This window comes from Conyzicola nivalis (genome assembly GCF_014639655.1).
GTDB classification, from domain to species: Bacteria; Actinomycetota; Actinomycetes; order Actinomycetales; family Microbacteriaceae; genus Conyzicola; species Conyzicola nivalis.
Genome location: NZ_BMGB01000001.1, coordinates 1,366,023 through 1,387,107, shown reverse-complemented (window position 1 = coordinate 1,387,107; position 21,085 = coordinate 1,366,023). Strand labels below are relative to the sequence as shown.

Annotated in this window: 27 protein-coding genes and 1 pseudogene; 13 read left to right on the top strand and 15 right to left on the bottom strand. The window is 67.6% G+C overall.

Annotated elements, in window-relative coordinates:
- Position 1: 1 nt before the first annotated feature.
- Positions 2–973: a hypothetical protein gene (locus IEV96_RS06850; protein WP_188509895.1), complete on the bottom strand. Its 972-nt coding sequence runs from the start codon at positions 971–973 to the stop codon at positions 2–4.
- Between the two features lie 101 nt (positions 974–1,074).
- Between IEV96_RS06850 and IEV96_RS06845 the strand changes: the two genes are divergently transcribed.
- The 6 genes and pseudogenes from IEV96_RS06845 (at position 1,075) to IEV96_RS06820 (ending at position 4,717) form a co-directional block, all read left to right on the top strand.
- Entirely contained in the window at positions 1,075–1,494 is a 420-nt protein-coding gene (locus tag IEV96_RS06845) for a hypothetical protein (protein ID WP_188509894.1), read from the top strand.
- A gap of 2 nt (positions 1,495–1,496) precedes the next feature.
- The gene (locus tag IEV96_RS06840) at positions 1,497–1,718 is read left to right on the top strand and encodes a helix-turn-helix transcriptional regulator (protein WP_188509893.1); all 222 of its coding nucleotides are present in this window, start codon (positions 1,497–1,499) and stop codon (positions 1,716–1,718) included.
- 11 nt (positions 1,719–1,729) lie between these two features.
- Positions 1,730–2,695, top strand: a complete 966-nt coding sequence (locus IEV96_RS06835; RefSeq protein WP_229733119.1) for an NAD(P)-dependent alcohol dehydrogenase — start codon at positions 1,730–1,732, stop codon at positions 2,693–2,695.
- 163 nt (positions 2,696–2,858) lie between these two features.
- Positions 2,859–3,114 (top strand): annotated as a pseudogene (locus IEV96_RS06830) (recombinase family protein); the annotation flags it as partial.
- Between the two features lie 68 nt (positions 3,115–3,182).
- The gene (locus tag IEV96_RS06825; RefSeq protein WP_229733117.1) at positions 3,183–4,370 is read left to right on the top strand and encodes a TRAFAC clade GTPase domain-containing protein; all 1,188 of its coding nucleotides are present in this window, start codon (positions 3,183–3,185) and stop codon (positions 4,368–4,370) included.
- 44 nt (positions 4,371–4,414) lie between these two features.
- The gene (locus IEV96_RS06820; RefSeq protein ID WP_229733115.1) at positions 4,415–4,717 is read left to right on the top strand and encodes a hypothetical protein; all 303 of its coding nucleotides are present in this window, start codon (positions 4,415–4,417) and stop codon (positions 4,715–4,717) included.
- A gap of 232 nt (positions 4,718–4,949) precedes the next feature.
- Here IEV96_RS06820 and IEV96_RS06815 read toward each other — a convergent pair whose 3' ends face one another.
- The 4 genes from IEV96_RS06815 to IEV96_RS06800 all read right to left on the bottom strand — a co-directional run bounded on the left by IEV96_RS06815 (position 4,950) and on the right by IEV96_RS06800 (position 7,542).
- A complete protein-coding gene (locus tag IEV96_RS06815; protein ID WP_188509890.1) occupies positions 4,950–5,618 on the bottom strand; it encodes a DUF3349 domain-containing protein in 669 nt (222 codons plus the stop codon).
- Positions 5,619–5,620: 2 nt separating this feature from the next.
- Positions 5,621–5,935 carry a hypothetical protein gene (locus tag IEV96_RS06810; protein ID WP_188509889.1) on the bottom strand — a complete coding sequence of 105 codons (315 nt, stop codon included), beginning with the start codon at positions 5,933–5,935 and terminating at the stop codon, positions 5,621–5,623.
- 12 nt (positions 5,936–5,947) lie between these two features.
- Positions 5,948–7,159 (bottom strand): inorganic phosphate transporter, encoded by a 1,212-nt coding sequence (locus IEV96_RS06805; RefSeq protein WP_188509888.1) that lies wholly within the window; start codon positions 7,157–7,159, stop codon positions 5,948–5,950.
- A gap of 218 nt (positions 7,160–7,377) precedes the next feature.
- The gene (locus IEV96_RS06800; protein ID WP_188509887.1) at positions 7,378–7,542 is read right to left on the bottom strand and encodes a hypothetical protein; all 165 of its coding nucleotides are present in this window, start codon (positions 7,540–7,542) and stop codon (positions 7,378–7,380) included.
- Between the two features lie 340 nt (positions 7,543–7,882).
- Between IEV96_RS06800 and IEV96_RS06795 the strand changes: the two genes are divergently transcribed.
- Both IEV96_RS06795 and IEV96_RS06790 read left to right on the top strand, forming a co-directional pair.
- Positions 7,883–8,248 (top strand): YciI family protein, encoded by a 366-nt coding sequence (locus IEV96_RS06795; RefSeq protein ID WP_188509886.1) that lies wholly within the window; start codon positions 7,883–7,885, stop codon positions 8,246–8,248.
- Positions 8,245–9,468: an RNA polymerase sigma factor gene (locus tag IEV96_RS06790; RefSeq protein WP_188509885.1), complete on the top strand. Its 1,224-nt coding sequence runs from the start codon at positions 8,245–8,247 to the stop codon at positions 9,466–9,468. Before IEV96_RS06795 ends, IEV96_RS06790 begins: the two co-directional genes overlap by 4 nt.
- Before the next feature lie 65 nt (positions 9,469–9,533).
- Here IEV96_RS06790 and IEV96_RS06785 read toward each other — a convergent pair whose 3' ends face one another.
- The 3 genes from IEV96_RS06785 to IEV96_RS06775 form a co-directional block, all read right to left on the bottom strand.
- Positions 9,534–10,346 carry a transposase gene (locus tag IEV96_RS06785; protein ID WP_188509884.1) on the bottom strand — a complete coding sequence of 271 codons (813 nt, stop codon included), beginning with the start codon at positions 10,344–10,346 and terminating at the stop codon, positions 9,534–9,536.
- Positions 10,343–11,281 (bottom strand): NAD-dependent epimerase/dehydratase family protein, encoded by a 939-nt coding sequence (locus IEV96_RS06780; RefSeq protein WP_188509883.1) that lies wholly within the window; start codon positions 11,279–11,281, stop codon positions 10,343–10,345. Before IEV96_RS06780 ends, IEV96_RS06785 begins: the two co-directional genes overlap by 4 nt.
- An 82-nt stretch (positions 11,282–11,363) precedes the next feature.
- Positions 11,364–11,705, bottom strand: coding sequence for a VOC family protein (locus tag IEV96_RS06775; RefSeq protein WP_188509882.1), 342 nt, complete (start codon positions 11,703–11,705; stop codon positions 11,364–11,366).
- A gap of 39 nt (positions 11,706–11,744) precedes the next feature.
- Here IEV96_RS06775 and IEV96_RS06770 point away from each other — a divergent pair, with 39 nt between their 5' ends.
- The gene (locus IEV96_RS06770; protein WP_188509881.1) at positions 11,745–12,059 is read left to right on the top strand and encodes a DUF2316 family protein; all 315 of its coding nucleotides are present in this window, start codon (positions 11,745–11,747) and stop codon (positions 12,057–12,059) included.
- A 61-nt stretch (positions 12,060–12,120) separates the two neighbouring features.
- On the opposite strand, the gene IEV96_RS06765 is transcribed toward IEV96_RS06770, so the two are convergent.
- The 4 genes from IEV96_RS06765 to IEV96_RS06750 are packed head-to-tail and all read right to left on the bottom strand — an operon-like array spanning position 12,121 to position 14,724.
- Positions 12,121–12,903, bottom strand: a complete 783-nt coding sequence (locus tag IEV96_RS06765; protein WP_188509880.1) for an alpha/beta fold hydrolase — start codon at positions 12,901–12,903, stop codon at positions 12,121–12,123.
- Positions 12,904–12,916: 13 nt separating this feature from the next.
- Entirely contained in the window at positions 12,917–13,129 is a 213-nt protein-coding gene (locus IEV96_RS06760; protein WP_188509879.1) for a hypervirulence associated TUDOR domain-containing protein, read from the bottom strand.
- 9 nt (positions 13,130–13,138) lie between these two features.
- Positions 13,139–14,365 (bottom strand): RNA polymerase sigma factor, encoded by a 1,227-nt coding sequence (locus IEV96_RS06755; RefSeq protein WP_229733113.1) that lies wholly within the window; start codon positions 14,363–14,365, stop codon positions 13,139–13,141.
- The gene (locus IEV96_RS06750) at positions 14,347–14,724 is read right to left on the bottom strand and encodes a YciI family protein (protein ID WP_188509878.1); all 378 of its coding nucleotides are present in this window, start codon (positions 14,722–14,724) and stop codon (positions 14,347–14,349) included. The genes IEV96_RS06755 and IEV96_RS06750 overlap by 19 nt, the downstream gene beginning before the upstream one ends.
- Positions 14,725–14,866: 142 nt before the next feature.
- Between IEV96_RS06750 and IEV96_RS06745 the strand changes: the two genes are divergently transcribed.
- From IEV96_RS06745 to IEV96_RS06735, 3 genes are read left to right on the top strand one after another with little or no spacing between them, the layout of a single operon-like run.
- Positions 14,867–15,595 carry an alpha/beta fold hydrolase gene (locus IEV96_RS06745; protein ID WP_229733111.1) on the top strand — a complete coding sequence of 243 codons (729 nt, stop codon included), beginning with the start codon at positions 14,867–14,869 and terminating at the stop codon, positions 15,593–15,595.
- 2 nt (positions 15,596–15,597) lie between these two features.
- Positions 15,598–16,179: a dihydrofolate reductase family protein gene (locus tag IEV96_RS06740; protein WP_188509877.1), complete on the top strand. Its 582-nt coding sequence runs from the start codon at positions 15,598–15,600 to the stop codon at positions 16,177–16,179.
- Between the two features lie 24 nt (positions 16,180–16,203).
- Positions 16,204–17,067 (top strand): HpcH/HpaI aldolase/citrate lyase family protein, encoded by an 864-nt coding sequence (locus IEV96_RS06735; RefSeq protein ID WP_188509876.1) that lies wholly within the window; start codon positions 16,204–16,206, stop codon positions 17,065–17,067.
- A gap of 242 nt (positions 17,068–17,309) precedes the next feature.
- Here the strand turns inward: IEV96_RS06735 and IEV96_RS06730 are convergent, their stop codons facing one another.
- Together IEV96_RS06730 and IEV96_RS06725 are read right to left on the bottom strand one after the other, a co-directional pair.
- Positions 17,310–17,921, bottom strand: coding sequence for a hypothetical protein (locus IEV96_RS06730; protein WP_188509875.1), 612 nt, complete (start codon positions 17,919–17,921; stop codon positions 17,310–17,312).
- Between the two features lie 52 nt (positions 17,922–17,973).
- Entirely contained in the window at positions 17,974–19,065 is a 1,092-nt protein-coding gene (locus tag IEV96_RS06725) for a DNA alkylation repair protein (protein ID WP_188509874.1), read from the bottom strand.
- A 94-nt stretch (positions 19,066–19,159) separates the two neighbouring features.
- Between IEV96_RS06725 and IEV96_RS06720 the strand changes: the two genes are divergently transcribed.
- Positions 19,160–19,468, top strand: a complete 309-nt coding sequence (locus IEV96_RS06720; protein ID WP_229733109.1) for a glutamyl-tRNA amidotransferase — start codon at positions 19,160–19,162, stop codon at positions 19,466–19,468.
- A gap of 84 nt (positions 19,469–19,552) precedes the next feature.
- Here IEV96_RS06720 and IEV96_RS06715 read toward each other — a convergent pair whose 3' ends face one another.
- Positions 19,553–21,037, bottom strand: a complete 1,485-nt coding sequence (locus tag IEV96_RS06715) for an MDR family MFS transporter (protein WP_188509873.1) — start codon at positions 21,035–21,037, stop codon at positions 19,553–19,555.
- Positions 21,038–21,085: the final 48 nt, after the last annotated feature.

Genomic DNA, 21,085 nt, shown 5'->3' with positions numbered 1-21,085 from the left:
CCTACGGCGTTATAGTCACGTTCGACCGCGTCACATCCGCGCCAGAATCGGCGAGGATGGCGTTGACGGCACGAGCCTCGTCGGCAGTGCCGACCTCGACTTCGAGAGTGGTCTCGGTTGTGGTCACGGTCGCCGAAGTGCGCAGGGCAATCTCGGCCATCGCGTCGACCGCGCCAAGCAGTTGGTCGTGCGTCGTCGTGTCTCCGTTAATGCTTATCCGCGACGCTAAAGAGCCGGCGTGGTGGCCGACCAGACCGCTCAGTTCGGCCGAGCCCGCGTCAACGACGACGGTCGGCATCGAGACGTCGAGCGGCGGATGCGCCAGCAGGTGCTTCGCCGTTGGCACCAGCGCGTCGCGAGTCGCCACGCGCACGGCCAGCGTTACCCCGTTGATGCCGGAATCGACGAAGCGGTCGTAGATGGGCTGCGGGTAGACGACGGCGGCGCCGGTTGCACCCGGAAGCGCGAGCAGCTCTCGCAACATCGCCATCCGCTCGCGAGTGACTTTCGCGACCGCGGACGCGCCGACCGACAGGTCTCCGCAGACGACGACGGGGTGCACCTGCACGTCCGCGTCGGTATCGGGGAGCTGTGTGGTCACATCGTCGAGCGTCCGCTCGAGGTCGTCGATCGAGCAACCGCGGTCGAGCGTGACTATCGCATCGACGTTGGAGGGCTGTTCTAGGTTGCTCGAGCCGACGTCGGCGGTGACGGAGGCGACTCCGGCGATGTCGTCGGCGTGGTCGATGAACGCGTTACGCGCACCTTCTGCGGGGAAGTTGCCGGATGCGAAAACCAGGGTGAGGCCGCCGGCGATAAGCGCCGCGATCGTCGCCAGCACGCCAATCGTCACGAAGAGATTCGTGATGATGCGGCCGGCCAGTGAGCGGGGTGGGGCGGCCGTCTGAGTCATGATGCCAGTGTTGACGAGCCAGGCGCGCAGGGCATCGGGCGAGAGGATCATCCGTGTCATCCGCTCGACCGATCTCTCGCACGATGTAAAACATTATTGACACGCGTCACCCGCGCGCCCTACTCTTCCCATGTAAAGAAACTTTGACACGGGAGAGACCGATGACACTCGAAGAACGCCGCTCGTGGACCTACCTCGCGGTCGCCGTACTCGTCTACGGGGGCTACCTGTTCTCCGTGCTGGGCAGGGCCGCATCCGCCCCTCTCGTCGACGTCGACTACGTGCCCGCGATGCTCTGGTCGATCGGTATCGCGATCGTTGCCGGCATCGTCATCAACGTCGTGATCGGCATGTTCACGCCGCGTCGCGACCAGACGAAAGACGTGCGTGACCGCGACATCGCCGTGATGGGCGACCGGGTCGGGCAGTCGTTCCTCGTGATCGGTGCTCTCGCGGCCCTGCTGCTCGCGATGGCCGAGGCCGACTACTTCTATATCGCGAACGTGCTCTACCTGGGCTTCGTGCTGTCGGCGGTGCTCGGCGCGATCACCAAGGTCATCGTCTACCGCAGGGGTTTCTGACCGTGGTCAAGGCGACGAGTGTGACGAACAACATCCGTGCGTTGCGCGCCGCGACCGGCGAGATGACGCAGGCCGACCTGGCGGAACGCATTGGCGTCACCCGCCAGACCATCATCGCCATCGAGCAGGGACGCTACTCGCCCTCGCTCGAGGTGGCATTCCAGATCGCGCGGGAGTTCAAGGTTCCGCTCGACGACGTCTTCCAATACGGAGGTTCCAACTGATGAAAGCGATAGTGCAAGACCGATACGGCGACTCGTCTGTGCTGCACCTCGACGACGTGCCCATGCCGACGATCGGCGACGACGACGTTTTGATCGAGGTGCGCGCCACCTCGCTCAACATCGGCGACATCCACCTCATGACGGGTCTGCCGCTGATCATGCGTCCGTTCGTGGGATTCAAGGGTCCCCGACAAAGGATCAGGGGCATGGATGTCGCGGGGATGGTGCACTCCGTCGGCTCTCGTGTCACGGCCTTCAGGCCCGGCGATGAGGTGTTCGGCGTCGTCGATGCCGGTCTCGCCGAGTACGCCCGCGCCTCGGTCAAGAAGATCGCGCCGAAGCCGGCCTCGCTCTCGTTCGAGCAGGCCTCGGCGATCCCCACCTCTGCGGCCACCGCTCTGCACGCGCTTCGTGACACCGGTCACGTGCAGGCCGGGCAGAAGGTGCTGATCATCGGAGCGTCCGGCGGTGTCGGCATCTTCGCGACCCAGCTCGCGAAGGCGTTCGGCGCCCATGTCACGGGTGTCGCCAACACCGCGAAGCTCGACCTGGTGCGCTCGCTCGGCGCTGACGAGGTCATCGACTACACGACGACTGACTTCACGCGGTCGGGGCTGCGCTACGACCTGATCATCGACATGGCGAGCACGCACACATTCGCGGACTTGCGGCGCATTTTGGCGACCGAAGGCACCCTCGTAATCGTCGGGGGAGAGGCCGGCGGCCGCTTCACCGGCGGCGTCGGTCGCGCGATGACGGCACCCCTGCGATCAATCGGCTCAAAGCAGAAGCTAAAGGGCCTGATCTCGGCGACCTTGGCTGGTGATTTGATGACGCTCGCGGAGCTCGTCCAAGCGGGCAGCATGATGCCGGTGATCGACGGCGCGCTCCCGCTATCCAGTGCGTCCGAGGCAGTGGCGCGCATGCGGTCGCGTGGGGTCGGCAAGGTAGTGCTGACCCCATGGCTGGTTGAGTAGGTCGCTCCGCGACCGTATCGAAACCCATGGGTTGTGAGGCGTCTCGCTTCCCCATCGGCCGCACCAGGAGATTGTTAGATGCGGCATGTCTCGCATCTATGTATTTCAAGTAGCTGCGAGGACAGCTGAAATGACAGTCGGTTGCGAGACAGGGCGAGGGTCGATGGGCAAGCCGGTGGGATACGCGCGGGTCTCGACTCGTCAACAGGGGACCGACCGTCAAGAATCGGATCTTCTGGCTGCGGGTGTTCGTCGCGACGATGTGTATATCGATGCTGGCGTCTCCGGCGCTCGAGTTTCGCGGCCGCAGTTCGAACGTGCAATAAGCGCCCTTTATAAAGGGGGACATCTTCGTCGTAACCACGTTGGACCGATTGGGGCGGTCGACCCAGAACATGCTGTCGTTCGCCGATTCGTTGAATAGCTCCCCCCCTGCCCTAAGTGCTGCTCACGTTATGGCAAGCTTGCGAGAGCTAAGGGGAGGTCAATGATGGCTACGTCAGGGAACAGAACTCGTGAGCAGCACATCGCCGTGTTTGGTGGAAGCGGAAGTGGTAAGACCGTGTTGCTGTCTTCGTTCTACGGAGCCACGCAGCAGGAGGAATACAAGCAGAATCATCTGTTCAACGTGGTGGCCGATGACACGGGTCAAGGCACCCGGCTTTACCAGGTCTACCTACAAATGAAGAACGCCGCCCGCACGCCGAAAGCCAACCGTTTCAAGGCCACGGCGTACTCGTTTTCCATCAAGCTGAAGAACTGGGCTAATACCAAGGCGACGAGGAACAAGCCCTTCGATGCGCTCAAACTCGTCTGGCACGACTATCCGGGGGAGTGGTTCGACAGCAGCGTCTCCGGGGAAGAGGAGTCTCAGCGCAGAATCGACGGTTTCCGATCGCTCCTTGGGTCTGATGTCGCCGTTCTGCTGGTGGACGGGCAGGGGCTCGTGGACAACGCCGGACACGAAGAGCGCTACCTTAAGGCTCTCTTCAACATGTACAGCAACGGTCTGAATTCCCTGCAGACTGGGCTGCTCCACGACGGTAAGCCCCTCGCAAAATTCCCCCGCATCTGGGTATTGGCACTGTCAAAGTCAGACCTTTTTCCGGAGTTAGACGTGGCGGGCTTTCGGGACCTCCTCATCGAGAAGGCCGCCGAAGACCTCGACGAGCTCCGAGCCGTCCTGGGAGAGTTCGTACAGGTTCCCGAGGCAATGTCCGTCGGCGAGGACTTCCTGCTGCTGTCATCTGCGAAGTTCGAGGAAGACAGGATCGAGCTGAACCAACGAGTTGGGGTCGAACTCCTTCTTCCATTGGCCGCCATGTTGCCGTTCGAACGCCACATCGCTTGGTCAAGAACCATCCATAACGGCGGCAAGGTCATGGAGACCCTCATCGGACACGCAGGAAGCATGGTTGGAGCCGCAGAGATGGCAGCAACAATAATCAACAAGGTCAAATTACCCGGCCCGTTTGGAATGGTGCAGGGCGTTCTAGTTCGCGTTTTGTCAGACGGCCTGTTGCAAAACGCCGTGAATCTCGCTGAAGATCAGCTCAAGAAAATGAACGCTGACGCCCTCGCCAAACGCGACTATCTAGCAGCGACGTTGACGAAGTTCCAAATGGATCTGAACATGGCCGAGAAAGAGAAGGTATTCCTCCGGAGCCCAAAGTGACCTTGATTTGGGCCACCCGCGGGCGCACCTGGGGACACCGATTCTTGCTCGACGGAGGTCACGCTGATCCGCTCCCAATCTACGACGAGGTGTTCTCCCATGTCGCCGATGAGCGCGAGCTATGTGCTGAAGTTGGAGGAAGGGTCGCTCTACGGTTCGCCGACCCGCAGGGTCGGAAGGACCTCGCCGGAAGGATCATCGTCCACGAGTTCGTCGTCTTCCTCCCCCTCGCCGCGAAAGTGGTAACGGTAGACGAAGGGCTCCAACACATCTGGAACCGGCCGGACATCGGTGATCGGTACTCTGAGATTTGGAATGTGCCTGACCCCGGCGCGGCCGTCACTTAAAAGTCGCTGTCGCGATGTGCCGGGTATTCCACTGACTTGACATAATCGCCAGTTTCGGCCGTGGGGCACCTATTCGTCCACACCCCGTGGACGAATGCCGAGTATCGGGGCGGCGCACGCCGGTGCAATCTGACTGGGCATTCACCCCGCGGCACGACAGTTGCTTCGGCATGACGCCCGGCGCCGCGGCGGCGTGAACTGCGGCACATGTTGCCGCCCGCACATCGAAACGCTAGACCGGGAACTCCTCCGGCCAGCCGTTCTCGACGAGGTAGCGCCTCACCCGGTCGACATCGTCGTCTGATGGAAGTTCCGAGGTGACCCTCGCGATCGCCGTCCCGACGTCGACTCTGCTGGTGAGGGTGTCGCCGGCGGCGGCGAGCCGGGAGCCGACGGCGGTCACTTCGGCGTCGGTCAGGCGGCGGCGGAGTAGTGCGATCAGCGGCACGAAATCCTGCTCGGGCAGCCCGGCGGGGTAGCCCTCGCGAAGCCATCGCACGACGCGGGTGATGAGACCGGAGCGTCCAGCTTCGCCCGCGTCGGACTCCTCGGGAAAACCGAGGGGCCAGCCGGCGCTTGCCAGCCGTGCCGATACGCGTACGAGGTCGTCGGGCAGGGCGGGGCCCAGGAGTAGCTGTTCGATGCGCTCGCGCATCTGTGACGGATCGAGTCTGTCGCCGGTCATATCCGACCGCGCAGAGTCGCCAATAAGTTCGTCGACCACCTGCGCGACTTCGGCCGAGGTCAGGCTCCTCTGCAGGATGCCCAGAAGCGGCACGTAGTCCTGTTCGGGGACACCCGCCGGGTAGCCCGCGCGCAGCCATCCGATGACGCGCGCGATCAGGCCGGTTGTCGAGGGAATCTGCGCGGAGACGTGCTCGTCGTCAGCGGTGCCTGACATCGTCAATCCTTCGGTACGAAGGTGAGGACGAAGTTGTCAAAGCTGAGCTCCTGACCGAACCCGGTGGCGATGATGACGCTGAGTCCGATTACGACCGCGGCCACAACGAGAACGTAGCAAAGGGTTCCGATCACCCGGAGGACGGGAACCGATATACGGGACCCACCGGTGGTCTCGCCCTCGGCGGCTGGGCGGCCCGCCGCGCCGGCCAGCGTGAACGATCGAACGCCGATCGCGAACAGGGCTGGCAGGCCCGCCCCGAGGAGAAGGGCTACGAGGGCGACTTGTCCCGCGGCTTCGAGAAAGAGAGTGAACATGGTCTGTTCTCCTTAGGCGTCGGTAGTCTGCGGGGCGGGACGCTTGGCGTCTTCCCATTCGTCGTTGACGTTGTGCGCGCCGACGCTGCTGCGCCGGGATCGGATGTAGATCGCGGTCGCGAGGGCGATGAGCAGCACGAACATCAGGATGCCGCCGAGGGCTCCGCCGGCTATGTTGCCGATCCACCACATCACCGCGCCGACCGAGGCGGCGGCCGGAAGCGTGATCACCCAAGCGATGACCATGCGCAGTGCGACCCGCCAGCGCACCTGGGCGCCCGGACGGCCGACGCCGGAACCGAGGATGGACCCGGTGGCGACGTGGGTGGTGGAAAGTGCGAATCCGAGGTGGCTCGAGGCCAGGATGACCGCTGCGGATGAACTCTCCGCTGCCATGCCCTGAGGCGTGGAGATCTCCACGAGCCCTTTGCCGACGGTGCGGATGATGCGCCAGCCGCCGATGTAGGTGCCGAGCGAGATGGCGAGGGCGCAGCTGAGTTTGACCCAGAACGGGACCGACTCGGTGTCGCTCCATCCGCCGGCCGCGATCAGGGCCAGGGTGATGACGCCCATCGTCTTTTGCGCGTCGTTGGTGCCGTGGGCGAGAGAAACTAGGGAGGCGCTGCCGATCTGTCCCATGCGGAAGCCGTGGTTGAGCCTCTTGCCGGCGAGGTTGCCAATGACCCGGAAGACCAGCCAGGTGCCGATCGCGGCTACAACGCCGGCGAGTACGGGGGACATCAGGGCCGGAAGGATCACTTTCCCCAGAACGCCGTCGAGCTTCGACCCGTCGCCGGCCCAGTTGACCCCCTCGAGGCCCAGCCCGGCGAGGGCGGAGCCGATCAATCCCCCGAAGAGGGCGTGTGAGGAACTCGACGGCAAGCCGAGCAGCCACGTCAGGAGATTCCAGATGATCCCGCCGATGAGGCCCGCCAGGACAATCAAGAGGAGAGCCGAACCGCCGTCTTCGAGCAGGGCGGGATCGGGTCCGCCCGATTCATCCTGAATCTTCACAACGGCGTTGGTTACCGTCAGGGCTACCTCGATGCTGAGAAAAGCGCCCACAAGGTTGAGGATCGCCGAGAGGGTGACGGCGACCTTGGGCGCGAGGGCTCCAGTAGCGATCGACGTGGCCATCGCGTTGGCCGTGTCGTGAAAACCGTTGGTGAAGTCGAACGCCAGCGCCGTGACGATGACCAGCAGAAGGAGAATGAAAGGGTCCACGGCGAAGAGCATCCTCCTGTCGCCGACAGTGCTCAATCCGTTCCCTTGCCTATTTCACCAGATGTTCACCTCGCTGAGGCACCCCGACCCCCCCGGTACCGTTCCCGAATCTACGACCGGCGACCACCGGGTGACGCACGAGCTGCGGCGGTCGTTACAGCGGACTGAGGACCTCAGCCGGTCGTCGATAACGCGCGAGCCGCGCGCTCGTCATCCGTTTAACTCCGGCCGGCCGCCTTGTTCCCACGCAGTCCGAAAAATGCGAATGCGATCGCGATCACGGCCGCCGCGGCTGCACCGATCCACTGCGAACCGATGGCGCTCGCTATCGCGGCGACGAGGAAGAGTGCCGCACCGATGAACCACATGGTCGAACGGGACATTGGAACCTCCAGCGTGAACGATGGTCAATTGCTCTCAGCTTGGCAGCCTCGACCCAACTCGTCTACGCGCCCTTTTCAGCGTCGCGACACTCGCCATCGCGACGTTCGGCATGTCCTTCTCGCGTCACCGGCGCCGCAACTTTGGTCGCGTTCCTCGGAGTCAACGTGGAAGTGCTCGCAGTGGCGACCGTTCCTCGCACCGCCGCCGAGGTTTCGATACGGGCCGAAGACGGCCCTACTCAACCGGCTGTTTCGGTACGGTGATGTCGAGAACGCCGGCCCGGCTCCGACTCACTCGTGAGACGCCCGCCCCGGGCATCCGAAATACGAGGAGTGAACGATGAAGTACATGATCGCAATGTTCGGCAGCGCCGAGGAGATGGGCGCCACGAAGACCCCCGAGTGGATCGGCGAGATGATCCAGTTCATGATCGCCATCGACGGGCGCCTGCGCGACTCGGGCGAGATGGTCTACAACGAGGGTCTCGCCGACCCCAGCCAGGCCAAGGTCGTGCGGCTCGAGAACGGACAGCCGGTCGCGACCGACGGGCCGTTCGCCGAGGCGAAAGAGTCGATCATCGGCTTCTGGGTGGTCGACGTCGCGAGCGAAGAACGCGCGCTGGAGCTCTGCGCCGAGATCGTGGCGTGGTCCGACGTGGTCGAGCTGCGCCCGGTGCCGTCGGGACCGCCCGCCGAATACCAGTGACAGACGAGCGAGCCGTCGTCGGCCTGTTGCGCGAACTCGCGCCGCAGGTCGTCGGCGTGCTCGCTCGCCGCTACGGCGACTGGTCGGCCGCCGAAGACGCCACCCAGGAGGCACTGCTCGCCGCCTCGACCGCATGGAGCAGTGACGGGATTCCGGATTATCCGAAATCCTGGCTCATCACGGTCGCGTCCCGCCGCCTCATTGACGCGCTGCGCAGCGACATCGCCCGCCGCGAGCGCGAGAACAACGACGCGGCCCTCGAGGTCGCGACAGCCGTGCCCGGCGACGACGACTCGCTCACCCTGCTCTACCTGTGCTGCCACCCGGTGCTGTCGCAGCCGTCACAGCTCGCGCTGACCCTGCGCGCCGTGGGCGGGCTGACGACCGCCGAGATCGCGCGCGCGTTCCTCGTTCCGGAGTCGACTGTGGCCCAGCGCATCAGCAGGGCGAAGCAGCAGATCCGCGCGGACGGGCTGCGATTCGAGCCGCCGCCCGCCGCCGACCTGGGCGCGCGGCTGGCCGTGGTGCTGCAGGTGCTCTACCTGATCTTCAACGAGGGCTACACGCCCGGTTCGCGGTCGGTCGCCGCGGGCGCGGACCTGACGGACGAGGCGATCCGCATTACCCGGATGCTGCGGGCCAGCCTCCCGGCGGACGGCGAGGTAGCAGGCCTCCTCGCCCTGATGCTGCTCACCGACGCCCGCCGGGCAGCGCGCGAACGGCCCGACGGCATGCTCGTCCCGCTCGCCGAACAGGATCGCACGCTGTGGAACGCCGCGCTCATCGCCGAGGGCACCGCGCTGTTGACGGCGACACTCGGCTCGGTCGCGGTCGGGCCGTACCAGCTGCAGGCGGCGATCGCCGCGCTGCACGACGAGGCCGAGACCCCGGATGTCACGGACTGGCCGCAGATCCTCGCGCTGTACACCGTGCTCGAGCGCATCGCGCCGGGACCGGTGGTCACACTCAACCGCGCCGTCGCCGTCGCGATGGTCGACGGGCCGCTCGCCGGGCTCGCCCTGCTCGGAACGATCGCGGGGGAGGCGGGCCTGGCGCACACCCACCGGTTCGACGTCGTGCGCGGTCACCTGCTCGAGCTGGCTGGGGACGCCGACGGCGCCGTCGAGGCGTACGGCGCGGCTATGCGCGGAACGGTGAGCGTGGCCGAGCGCCGCTACCTGGCGCTGAAGGTGGCGCGGCTGAACCCGCCCGCCGGTTGAGCTTGTCGAAATCCCCGCGAGCAATGACGCTGCGGGATTTCGACAAGCTCAATCCACGATTCCGACTAGTCGTCAACCAGCGTCGCGCGCTCCCGCTCGGCCTTCTCCAGTGCCCGCGCGGCCGTGGTGCGCTTGCGCTCCGCCGCCTCGAACGTCCGCGACGCGTCGGCGAGTTCGCCCTCCACGTCGGCGAGGTGCTCGCGCAGTTCCTCGCGCTCGAGCGTCAGCGACTCCTTCGCGCTGCCCGCCTGGCGCGCCGTGCGCTCGGCGTCGTCGGCGGCCGCCCGTGCGGTGGCGACCGCGGCATCCGCGGCCTCGATCTTTTTCTTCGACGGCGCCTTCTTGACCGGGGCCTTCGTCTTCGTGCGCGCCCGTGCCGCGGGCAGCGGACCGGCCACCGCGTCGTCGAGGTCGACGGCTTCGAGGCCGTCGCCCGAGAGCGCGCGCACCAACCGTCCGGATGTCACGGCCGCGGCAGCGGCAGCATCCGACATGCCGGCTTGCAGCGTGCGTTCGACATCGATGATGGCCGCGGCGTTCACCGGATGCCCCGCGTCGGCCGCGAGGGATCCCGCCTGCTTTGCGAGGGCCGTCACCAGTGCGCGCCGCTGCGAGCCGAGCTTGGTGAGCGTCGCGCGGTCGAGGCCGTCCTGGGCGTTCCGCAGGGAGTCACCGAGCGCGAACAGCTGCGCGACATCGTCGGGCCGCTCCCGCGCCAGCAGGCTCGTGGCCCAGGCGGCGGCCGACGGTCTCGGCAGCGCCTTGATCTCGGCGCCGAGCTCGCCGCCCTCGCCCTTCGCCCGCTCGTTGCGTGCCGCCGTGAACTCGGTCGGCAGCAGCGCGTAGAGCTCGGTCGCGACGGCGGCGAGATCGGTCATACTGCCAATTGTGCACGTTCCGGCGTCGACCGGGCCGCGGCGAGCGTTGCCTCGATGCCCCGCGCGACCGGTGTTGCGGTCACGCCGAACGCCGTCTCGAACGCGGTGGAGTCGAAGATATAGGGAGCGGTGTACTGGTGCGCCAGCTCGAGCGTCTCCCGCGCAGCGGAGTTGAACAGCGAGCCGACGCGCATCGTGGCGCCGCCCATCACGCCGATGCGGCCGCCGGCGAGCTCGATGTACTCGCGGCCGGTGAGCGCGGGCGCGGTGGGAACGTGCCAGGTGCCGCCGCGCGCTTCGGGCACGGTGCCGACGAGCGCGAGCGCGTCGCCGATGTCGGGGGTGTGGGTGAGCGAGTGCGGCTGGTCGGCGTCGAAGAGCCAGGTGGCCGTCTTGCCCTTGGCGATTCTGTCGAGCGCGAACGAGTTGAACACGCTCGTCGACGCCCCGGGCCCGTAGAAATCGGCGCTGCGGACGGTGGTGACGATGAGGCCCCGGTCGGATGCCTCGGCGAGCGTCTCGAGCGCGGACGCCCTCACCCGCCCCTTCTTGCCCGCGGGGACGATCGCGGTATGTTCGGTCATCGGGCCGTGGACCCGGCCGTAGGCGTAGACGTTGTCGAAGTACACCAGGTGCGTGCCGTGCTCGATCGCGGCGTCGACGATGTTGCCGACCACGACCGGCCATTGCTCCGCCCAGACGCGACCCGAGTAGGGGAGGCCCGCGGTGAGGTAGGCGACCTCGGCTCCTCGGATTGCGGTGCTGACGTGCGCCCGGTCGAGCAGGTCGCCGATCAGCGGGTGCGCGCCGTCGACGGTCGACGGTCGCCGCCCGAAGGAGGCCGGCGTCTCGCCGCGCTCGAGGAGGGCGCGAACCGTCTCCCGTCCGACGACGCCGTTGCCGCCGAGGACAACGTGGGTGGGGGATGCGGTCATGGCTGTACTCGATTCATGTCATGGGCGGTGCGAATAAATAGAGAGTAGCACTATCTATTCGTGCGGCGCCACGACATCTTTGTCAGCTCTGCACGACGCAGAACCGGTTGCCGTCGGGATCTTCGAGCACGACGTAGTCGGCGAGATCGGGGTAGTCCCAGTCCACGGTGCGGGCGCCGAGGCCGACGAGCCGGTCGACCTCGGCGTCCTGGTCAGCGGCGAAGATGTCCATGTGGTGCCGCGCGGGCTTGTCGGAGGTGACCAGCATCAATGACAGCCGGGTGCCAGGGCCCTGCCGCGGCACGAGCGTCGCCCAGTCGTCCTCGGGCTGTTCGCGCGGGCGGTAGTCGAGCGCCGCGGTCCAGAAGTCGACGGCGCGGGGGATATCGAGCACGCCCCAGACGATGGATCCGATAGTCAGCATGCGCACGAGTATGGCCCTGCGCGCGACGAGAATAAAGGCATGACGTTGAACAAGCGTGAACGCGCAGCCACCGGCGAAGAGCAGCGGGCCAACCTCGAGCTGGCCGGGCTGAGCGAGGCCGATCTGCAGCGCACCCTGGGCATGGACGACGACCGGGTATCCGCGGCGCTCGATGTCACCTCCGCCGACCCGATCGACGTCTGGCTCGTGCGCGACTACCTCGAGCGCATGGTTCTCGAGCGCGGCCGAGAGCCTCGCCCGTACACGGTGCTCACGCCGGCCGCGCGGGCCTCCGCCGAGAAGTGGTTCGCGCTGTACGACCTCGACGAGGTGTTGAAGGAGAGCGCGAGCTAATAGGTGAGGCGATTCCGGCGGAATGAGCCCGCCGCGGCCGCCTTATTGCGCCGAAAGCGGCTCATTTGAGGGGCGCGGCCAGGAACTCCAGGGCGGCATCGCGGAAGGCCCTCGAGGTGGGCGCGTTGAGGTGGTTGCGTCCGGGGATCTCGAAGAAATCGCCCTCCGCAGCCATCGCCAGCGCGCGCGACTTGGGCAGGATGCCGTCTTCGCTGCCGGTTGCGAACAGCGTCGGCTGGTCGGGCGCGTTGTCGGCGCTCGGCTGCGGACCGCCGCGCATGCCCTCGACGAGGGCGACGAGAGCGCGCAGGTCGTTGCCCTCGATGCCGCTCGCCATCTGCAGGTAGGCGCCGGTGAGGCGGTCCTCCACGACGTGGCCGCGTTCGATGTGCGCGCGGGCCGCGTCGACCTGGAAGCGCGTGAGCGGGTCGCCGTCGGGGATGCCGCCCAGCACCGCCTTCGTGATGCGCTCGGGCAGTTCGCGCGCCGCTTCCCAGCCGACCCTGGCACCGAGCGAGTAGCCGACGTAGGCCACCTCGTCGAGCATAAAAGTGTCGAGCACGGCGAGCACGTCGTCGACGAGCGCGGCCATCGTGTACGCGGCGGGGGAGTGCGGCTTGTCGCTCGCGCCGTGGCCGCGCTGGTCGATCGCGATCACGTGGAAGTCGGCGCGCACGAGGTCGCGGATCCACCCGGTGGAGTGCCAGTTCAGCAGCGCGCTCGACGCGAAACCGTGCACCGCGAATACCGTGGGCGCATCCGGGTCACCGAACTCGTAGGTGGCGATATTGGTGCCGTCCGGCGAAATCACGGAGCGGGCGGGCGGGATCTCTGGCGTAAGCATCCCGTCAATTCAATCAGGCCTTCAGCTTCCGCAGCGCCGAGCCCTTGTGGGCCGCCTGCGCCCCGGTCTTCTCGGATTCGACGATGAAAGCCGGTTCGTCGGATGTCGCGGTGAAGTGCTGTCCGGCGAAGTCGAAGTCTTCGGTCTTCTTCTCGACCACGTGCCCGCGGGTGCGGCCCTGCGGAGTGTTCCAACTGACCCGGTCGCCCTTGCTGAGATTGCTCATGCCCTCAACCTACGGGGTCGCCTCGCTCCTGACCACGGCGGCCCGACGTTCGAGGTACAGCCGCGACGGAGCGTCGGTGGTGAGCGAGATGGCCTTCGAATAGGCGGATGCCGCGGCATCCGTCTCCCCGCTCGCGGCGAGCAGGTGCGCCCGCGTGGCCCACGCCGGCTGAAACCTGTCCGCGCCATCGATGTCGTGCAGCGCGGTCAGCCCCGCACGCGGCCCCTGGACCTCGGCGAGCACGGCGGCCCGGGCCACCCGCGCGCCGAGCGTGGGCGAGACGCGCACGAGGGCGTCGTGCAGGGCGAGCAGCGTCACCGCGTCCGGCTCGCCCGGCGCGCAGTGCGCCGACTGGATGGCGGCCTCCAGTTGGAAGCGCGAGATGCGGCCGAGCGCGTGCGCCCGGCGCAGCAGCCGCTCGCCGTCGCGCACTAGCTCGGGCCGCCAGAGCGCCCGGTCCTGTTCGGCGAGCGGCACGAGGCATCCGTCGTCTGCAACCCGCGCATCGACGCGGGCGAGCGAGAAGGCGATGAGGGCTGCGAGCCCGAACGCCTCGGGCTCGTCGTCGAGCAGCACCGCGAGGGTCGTGGCGAGGTAGAGCGCCTCGGCCGCGAGCGACTCGCGCACGGTCGGGCCCGACACCAGCTGCCAGTCGATCGCGTAGGCGCCGTAGACGGCCTCGAGCACAGAGGACAGGCGGGCGGGCATGTCCTGCAGAACGGGAACGACGAACGGAACGCGCGCGGTGCGGATGCGCCGCTTGGCCCGCACGAGCCGCTGCGCCATCGTGGTCGCCGGCACCGCAAACGCCCGCGCGACGTACGCCGCGTCGAACCCGAGCACCGTGTGCAGCATGAGCGGGGTGCGGATCGACGCGTCGATGGCCGGATGCGCGCACACGAACATCAGCTCGAGGCGACGGTCGGGGATCGCGTCGAGGTCGACGAGGTCGAGCATGCCCGGGTCGACGTCGAGGGGCGCCGACGTGCGGTGGGCTGACGATCTCACCACGTCGCGGTGCCGGTTGCGGGCCACGGTGACGAGCCACCCCTCGGGGTTCGTCGGGATACCCGCCGCCGGCCACGTAGTGAGCGCGCGTTCGAAAGCGTCGGCCAGGGCGTCCTCCGCCCGGGGGATGTCGCCCGTCTCGGCGGCGAGGATCGCGAGCAGCCGCCCGTAGGAGGCGCGGGCCACCTGCGCGGCCCGCGCCCCGGCGGTCAGGCCGGCGTCTGCCACGCGCCGTCGCGGTAGGCGATGGCCGACGGGCGGATCTCGACCACGCCGTACTGGGCGCCCGGGTTCTTCTCGGCCCAGGCGATGGCCGCGTCGAGATCGGGCACCTCGATAACGAACGTGCCCGCCAGCTGCTCTTTCGTCGCGGCGAACGGGCCATCCTGGATCTGCGGCGCACCGTCGCGCACCGAGACCGTGGTCGACGCCGACGACCCCTGGAGGATGTCGATCGACACGAGCACGCCCGCCGAATCGAGCGATTGTGCGTAGAGGTCGAAGGCCGTCTGGAACTCGGCCATCTGTTCGGCACTGACCTCGACGTCGCCGGGTTCCGGTGCGTGCAGGAGGAGCGAATACTGCATTGTGTGTCCCTTCGGTGAACTGATACTGACACCTGTATGACGCGCCAGACAGGGGTCGATCGACACATTTCTAGATGTTGTCTTCGCCACCGGCCGGGGTCTACTTTGTGAGCCATCATCCGCAAGCGACCCGGAGGTACCCGTGAATTCTGAATCGAAGCCCACCGTCGTTCTCGTGCACGGCGCTTTCGCCGACGCCTCGGGCTGGACGGGCGTGATCAAGAAGCTGCAGCGCGACGGCTACACCGCGCTGGCCCCCGCCAACCCGCTGCGATCGCTGCACGGCGACGCGGAGTACGTGCGCGCCGTGCTCGCGACGATCGAGGGTCCGATCGTGCTCGTCGGGCACTCCTACGGCGGCGCGGTGATCACCAATGCCGCGACCGACGTCGAGAACGTCGTGTCGCTCGTCTATATCTGCGGTTTCGCGCTCGACGAGGGCGAACCGGTACTGCAAGCGCTTGGCCTCGGCGGCGGCTCCGCCGCGCTCGGCGAGCACACCCTCGTGCGCCCCTACCCCGGAGCGGGCGAAGGCGACGCCGACGGCTACATCGACCCGGCCTACTTCAAAGAGCTGTTCTGCGACGACCTGAGCGACGAGGACGCCGCGGCCATGGCGGCGGCCCAACGTCCCGCGGCGCTCAACACGCTCGGCACCCTGTCCGGCGTTCCGGCGTGGAAGACCATCCCCAGCTGGTTCCTCATCGGTGCCGACGACCGCACGATCCCGCCGGAGGCCCACCGCGCGATGGCCGAGCGGGCGGGCGGCATCGCCGTCGAGATCGAGAGCTCGCACGTCGCGATGATCAGCCACCCCGACGCGGTCGCGAAGCTGATCGTCGACGCGGCGAAGAACGCGGTTCCGGCCTGACCATGGGCGACCTGGTCGTGCACCAGTTCGTGAGCGCCGACGGTTTCGCGGGCGACGAGAGCGGGGAGTTCACGCTGTTCGACGGCTCCGGCCCCTCCGACGAACTCGACAACGAGACCCTCTCCCGCCTCGAAACCGTCGACGCGATCCTGCTCGGCGCCACGACCTACCGCATGTTCGCCACCTTCTGGCCGACGTCCGACTCGGATCAGGAGATCCTCGCGCAGCGCATCAACGAGCTGCCCAAGATCGTGGTGTCGACGACCCTCGAGGAGGCGCCTTGGGGCGAGTATCCGCCGGCGATGGTGGTGTCGGATGACGCGGCGGAGGCCGTGCGCCGCTTCAAGCGCGACCTTCCGGGCGACCTCATCGTGTGGGGGAGTCTCACCCTCACCGACACCCTCTTCGCCGCGGGTCTCGTCGACGCGGTGCGCCTCGCCGTGCTGCCGAAGGTGCTCGGCCACGGCCGTTCGGCCTTCCCGGCTCGTTCCAGCGACCTCGACCTGCGCCTCGTGCGGGTCGGCAGCTATGACGGGAGGATCGCCACGATCGACTACCAGAATGAACGAAAGGGCCCTTCCTAGCCGACGCACGATACTCTGGCGGTGATGACAACGACGCCTCACGCCCCAGATTCCGTTTCTCGCCGCGACTCCATCCCCGCCGAAATCGCCCGTTCGTGGCTGCTCGTGTCGGCGACCCGAACCGAGACGTTCGACTCGGCGTTCGCTTCGCGCGCCGACCAGATCGTGCTCGATATCGAAGACGCCGTCGACCCCAAGCTCAAGCCGAAGGCCCGCGAGGACGTCGTCGAGTGGCTCTCGGGCGGCGGTGACGGCTGGGTGCGGATCAACGACCGCACGACCGACTTCTGGAGTGGCGACGTCGACGCCCTCTCCGGCGTCTCGGGCCTGCGCGGCGTGATGCTGGCCAAGACGGAGTCGCCCGCCGACGTCACCGAGACCTTCGACCGCCTCGGCGGCCACACGCCCGTGCTCGCGCTGATCGAGTCGGCGCTCGGCATCGAGGAGGCCGTGTCGATCGCGCGGGCCCGCGGAACGTTCCGGCTCGCGTTCGGCAGCGGTGACTACCGCCGCGACACCGGCACGAGCGCCGACAACCTCGCCATGGCGTATCCCCGGTCGCGCCTGGTCGTGGCCAGCCGCATCGGCGACCTGCCCGGACCGATCGACGGGCCGACCGTGGGCAGCAGCCATCCGATCCTGCGCGAGCAGTCGCAGATGACGGTGGCCCTCGGGCTCACCGGCAAGCTGTGCCTCGACCCCGAGCAGACTCCGGTGATCAACGAGGTCATCAGTCCGACGCAGAGCGATGTGAGCTGGGCGCGCGACTTCCTCGACGACTTCGAGGCCCGCGGCCGTGTCATCCGCGACGGGAGCGACCTTCCCCGCCTCGGCCGCGCGCAGAAGATCGACAAGCTCGCGCGCGCGTTCGGCGTCACGCCCTCCTAGCCGCAGCCGCTCGGCCGGTTCTCGCAACTCAGGCAGGACGCGCGGGCGGTGCCGATGTGGGCCCGCCGTCGTGCGGCTCGAGCCGCGGCATCCGCGATTCTGCCTGAGTTGCGAAGGGGAGTGTTCGTGATTCCGGATGATTCGGAGTGCCGCCGAGCTCAGGGGCGTGATGGCGCGGCTGTGCAGCGCGCCGCAGAGCTTTGCTCCTGAATCACGAACGCCGCCCGGCCGGTTCAGTCTGCCTAACCCTGCTCGACGATCGTCGTGACGACCTCGACGATGTGCGGCGACGCGGGGGCCGACCCGAACCCGAACCGCACCGGCGGGTGCAGCCGTTCCAGGGCGCCGAGGTCGTCGCCGTCCCAGGTGGCGGTGATTCCGGTGATGGCGCGCGCCGACGTGACGCCGTAGTACTCGCGCCGACCCTGACCGGCCGAACCCGCCGTGCGGGCGCCGGGTACGAGCACCCGCGCCACCGGGTCGATGAGCCGCAGCCATCCCGGACGCGTCGCGATGCCGCGCGGCACGAGCCGCAACAGCCGGCCGAGCGGCGAGATCGTTCCCACGGTGAACCGCGCGCTCAGCGGGCCGGCCGTGACGGTGATCTCTCGGCCGATGCGCGAGTAGGCCACCGGCACGATGCGCACCTCGTCGAACACGTAGGTCGCGCCGACGAATTCGGCGACGGCGTCGCTCGGCGCGAGCAGGATGCGGTGCCCGTCGGCCCGCTCCACCATGACGTCGGCGAAGCTGCCGAGCGGCGACCGCGGCCACATGCCGACGACGAGACGCACGCCCGATCCGGTGCCGAATCCGGCGATGCGGCCGTGGAAGCGGAGAACGGTGCGGGGCATGACTTCAGCGTAGGCCGCGCCGACCGGCGACGCCTCGGAGCGACGTCGAAAGCTAGAGCACGACCTCGAAGTCGGTGCGGGTGTGACGCTCGCCGTTGATCTGCAGTTCGAGGGTGTGCGTTCCGGCGTAGTGCACGCGGGTCGTCATCTGCCGCAGCCCGTGCCGCTTCGAGATGATCACGCTCTCGCCTGGAGCGAGCGTCGCCGCGGCGAGTTTGAACACCTTCTCGGCCTGCCGCCCGTTGCTCTTCATAAAGTGCACGACGTAGTCGACAGCCATGCGCTCGGTCGTCGCGCCGTCGTTGGTCAGGATGAACCGGAAACCGAGGTTGCCCGGCAGGGTGACCACGGGCGAATCGAGCACCGGGTCGCTCACGCTCACCGTGACCGGCGCGAACCCGAGCAGGCCGAGGGCGCCGGGGTGCGCCTTCTTCACGAGCGTGCGCAGCCCGTGCCTGACGACCCAGGCGGTGTTCTCGTCGGGGGCGGCCAGCCACCGCGACGCCACCTCGACCACGAGTCCGGGGTTCTGCCTGGCCAGATCGTTGAGGTGGTTGGCGACCGACCGCCGCACGTAGTCGCTCTCGTCGCGGTACAGCGCGTCGAGGATCGGCACCGTGGCCTCGGGGCGGGCGTGCAGCGACGGCACGCGGATCGCCCACGGCAGGAACACGCGGGTGCCCTCGCTCGCGAGCCGGCGCACGTGCGGGTCGGGGTGCGTGGTCCACGACTGCACGATGGGAAGCGCGGCGTCGATGTCGTGGTCGAGCAGGCGGCGGATCGGGAACTCCGAGGTGAGCCGGGGCGTCAGCTCGGCGAGCAGCCCGAGCGCGTCGGCGAAGTGCTGCGGCTGCGCGAGGCCGAGGGTGGTGACCGTCTCGCCGACGGGCCAGATGGTCCAGCCGGCGAATGCCGGGTCGGCGAGGGCGGAACGGAAGACGGCGGCCGCCCCGGGGTAATCCGCCGGCAGGTCGGCCAGCAGGGCGGCGCTCACCAGATCGGTGCGCTGGCGCAGCGACGCGTCGGCGAAACCCGCGGCGACGTGGGCGAGAGCCGGGAAGTCGAGGCCGGGCGCGGCGGAGGCGAGACGCGCGCGGAGGCCGGCCACGGCATCCGCATCGATCAGTTCGTTCATGGCGCCCATTCGCCTCACGCTACGCGACACCTCGGACACACGCTGCGCCTAGGCTGGAAGCCGTACCCAGGAGGACACCATTTCCGAGATTTCGAATTCCGTCGTGGAGATCCACGTTCCGCTGACCCCGCTGATCGGGCTGCCGGAGGGTGAAGACCCGTTCCCGTGGATCGACGAGGTCATGGACTACATCACCGAACTTGACGAGCGCGGCGAGGCCGCCCTCTACGACGACGGCGGCGAGTTCGGCGACGTGTACGTGTTTCTCATCAACGCGGCATCCGAAGACCGACTGCTGGCGATCGCAGCGCGCATCGCTGACCTGCCCGGCGTGCCCGCGGGCGTCTACGCGATGGTCACCGACGACGAGGCCGAGGAATTCGGGCTCGGGCGACGCGTCGACCTGTCGTAGCCGTTAACGCCGATTGAGCCTGTCGAAATCCCCGAGCGAGCAACTCGCAAGGGATTTCGACAGGCTCAATCAGCGTATGTGCGCCTAGTGCCCGACGGGCGCCTGCGCACCGTTCGACGCCGGCTTGCGCACGAAGAACGCCAGCGGGATAGCGACGAGCGAGATGATCGCGCCGTAGATGAAGGCCGAGTGGATGCCGGCGGCGGTGGCCGCGACCTCGGTCGAGCCGTCGGCCATCATGTTCGCCGCGCGCGACGACAGCACCGTGATGAACAACGCGATGCCCGAGGCGCCGGCAAGCTGCTGCACCGTGCTGAGGATGGCGCTGCCGTGCGAGTACATCTTGGGCGCGAGACCGGCGAGCCCCGAGGTGAAGAGCGGGGTGAACAGCAGCGCGAGGCCGATGCTGAGACCGACGTGGGCCACGAGCACCCACCAGATCTCGGTGTTCTCGCCGAGCATCGTCATGCCCCAGAGCGCGAGGCTGACGATGACCGAACCGGCGATCACGAGCGCGGTCGGACCCTGGCGGTCGTACAGGCGGCCGACGAACGGCGCGAGCAGACCCATGATGAGACCGCCGGGCAGCAGGAGCAGCCCGGTGGTCAGGGTGTCGAGGCCGAGCACGTCCTGCGTGTAGAGCGGCAGCAGGATGAGCGTGCCGAACAGCGAGATCATGCTGATCATCACGAGGCCGATCGAGATCGAGAACGACCGCGTCTTGAAGGTGCGCAGGTCGAGCAGCGCAACGTCCCGCTTCTGCAGGCCGAGCTGGCGCACGATGAACAGCGCGAGGGAGACGAGGCCGATCGCGAGCGGCGCCCACGCCTCGACCGCGGTGATGCCGCCGACGGCCGTGCCCAGGTTGCTGAGGCCGAAGACGATTCCGCCGAAGCCGAACGCCGCGAGGATCACTGACAGCACGTCGAGCGGCGTCTTGCGCGTCTCGGAGACGTTCGGGATGCGCATCGCGCCGAGCAGCAGGGCGACGACGGCGATGGGCAGCACGATGATGAACATCCAGCGCCAGTCGAGCACGCTCAGGATGAGGCCGGAGATCGTCGGGCCGACGGCGGGTGCCACCGAGATGACGATCGAGATGTTGCCCATGATGCGTCCGCGGTTGTGCTCGGGGACGAGGGTCAGCACGGTCGTGAACAGCAGCGGGATCATGATCGCGGTACCGACGGCCTGCACGACGCGGGCGACGAGCAGCACCTCGAAGCCGGGGGCGATCGCGGCGATCAGGGTGCCGACGCTGAAGATGGTCATCGCGGTGATGAAGATCCCACGCGTGCTGAAGCGCTGCAGCAGGAAGCCGGTGATCGGGATGACGACGGCCATCGTGAGCAGGAAGGCGGTGGTCAGCCACTGCGCCGCGCTGGCGGTGATCTCGAGGTCTTCCATGAGATGCGGCAGTGCCACGCTCATGATGGTCTCGTTGAGGATCACGACGAAGGTCGATACCAGCAGGATCGTGATGGCGAGGGTGTTGCGAGCGCCGATGCGCTTCTCTTCGATCGCGGCGGCCGAGTCGGGCGCCGCCGAAGCGGTGATTGTTTCTGACAAAAGGGTGTCCTGTCCTGCAAGAGGGCTGATGTGGAGGGCGGGCGACGG